This is a genomic window from Kitasatospora sp. NPDC058184 (assembly GCF_042883725.1).
GTDB lineage: Bacteria > Actinomycetota > Actinomycetes > Streptomycetales > Streptomycetaceae > Kitasatospora.
The window spans coordinates 1-1,169 of sequence record NZ_JBHVVE010000071.1; the positions used below are offsets into that span (position 1 = coordinate 1).

The window sequence follows — 1,169 nt, forward strand, 5'->3', positions numbered from 1 at the left end:
GGGCCGAAGATATTGTGGCAGCTGAACCGGTTAGATGATATCAGTATGGGGATTTTCATATGGCACATGGTGATCATCAACATCTTCTTATACACTGGAATTAATAAAACATTGTCTGATTACCCGCTGATCATAGCCCTAATTGCTGTTACTACTGCATCCGCATTTCTTTCGTACAGAATAGTGCAAAAACCCCCTCTTAAATTACGTAATAACAAGAAAAACAAACAAGTCAAAACAAGGATTGCGAGCTAACTGCAAGGGCTGTTCTCATGTGAGCAGCCCGAATCCCGTTGATGTTTTGTTCACCAATTCCAATCTCCAGTTGGCTTATACATAAGCTCAATATCAATATAGGTTTTATAATTACCCTTAGGAAATTTAACCAGAACAATCTCACCCTTTTTAGGAACAAAATCTACATCGTTCCTCCAAAATTTAATTGATTTAGCTACTTCCTTAGTAATTGGTGTTGTGTGATAACCATAGCTTTCGGCTTGACTACTAGAGATCACGTTGCCTCTATAAACATATTCGTCTTGTCCATTACGTGATTGAATTTCCCTAGTTGTTAAATCATATGCGTAAATGTCATATTCCTTATTCTCTTCTCGGTTTAAATATTTGTCATTAAGCGCTTCACTTTCTTGACTTGAATCATTGTCATAATAACTTTTTCTTTCATTTTCATCATCGTGATTTCCCTCTAATTGAGTATCCACATAAACTTCTGTATTGTTGTTAAATTTACTACACTGAACTATAAGAAATACCCCGATAATACCCAAACATAAAATTATTAACTTTTTCATCACTTCTCCTTTAGTTTCTTCGTCATCCCTCATGCTGTTGTACATATTTTAAAGTAACTTAAATGATTTGTTTATCGATACAATACATATCGAATCCTTGTTTTATAATTCTTGCCTTTCCATTAGCTGCAGACCAACTTTCACTTATCTTTTCAATAAAAGAAAAAAGTTTGTGCTCTAATTTTCCGGGCGTAATCTTCATAACATTGCGAAAGATTTTCCTATAGCGTAAACTCTCTTCAAACTCAATCATAAATTCATTTAATTCCTTATTCCATGTATCCAACTTTTGATCATTGAGACTGTAGGAAGATCGCTTAAATGAGTAAGGCGGATCTATAGAATAGAGTGTTACTG

Annotated in this window: 2 protein-coding genes; both read right to left on the bottom strand. The window is 34.5% G+C overall.

What is annotated here, in order from left to right; genetic code table 11:
* Nucleotides 1-305: 305 nt before the first annotated feature.
* Nucleotides 306-845, bottom strand: coding sequence for a hypothetical protein (locus ACFVXH_RS41390; protein ID WP_387831248.1), 540 nt, complete (start codon nt 843-845; stop codon nt 306-308).
* 25 nt (nt 846-870) lie between these two features.
* Nucleotides 871-1,169 (bottom strand): hypothetical protein (locus ACFVXH_RS41395; protein WP_387831249.1); only part of this gene is annotated, 299 nt, incomplete at its 5' end.